Source organism: Vibrio sp. S11_S32 (assembly GCF_014694465.1).
GTDB classification, from domain to species: Bacteria; Pseudomonadota; Gammaproteobacteria; order Enterobacterales; family Vibrionaceae; genus Vibrio; species Vibrio algicola.
In genome coordinates this window covers 1-287 of the sequence record NZ_JAAUWS010000173.1, presented here as the reverse complement: position 1 = coordinate 287, position 287 = coordinate 1, and the positions used below count along the sequence as shown (strand labels likewise).

Sequence of the window (287 nt, the reverse complement as noted above, 5' to 3'; positions counted from 1 at the left end):
CTTTGTGGTTCATGACTGGGGTGAAGTCGTAACAAGGTAGCCCTAGGGGAACCTGGGGCTGGATCACCTCCTTACGAAAAGATTATTTTTGATGAGTACCCACACAGATTGATTAGGTTTAGAAAAGAAAAGAGTTTGAAAGCATCCCATATGCTTTCGCATTTTATTCAGAAATGAATAAAAATCCTGTGTCCCGTTCGTCTAGAGGCCTAGGACACCGCCCTTTCACGGCGGTAACAGGGGTTCGACTCCCCTACGGGATACCACTTCTCTCCTTTTGATTAAGA

The 287-nt window shown here is 45.3% G+C and carries 1 tRNA gene and 1 rRNA gene; both read left to right on the top strand.

The features are described from left to right. A 16S ribosomal RNA gene (locus tag HC723_RS17160) occupies positions 1-74 on the top strand; the annotation flags it as partial. 116 nt (positions 75-190) lie between these two features. Beyond that, positions 191-266: transfer RNA gene (locus HC723_RS17155), tRNA-Glu, on the top strand. The last annotated feature ends 21 nt before the right edge of the window (positions 267-287 follow it).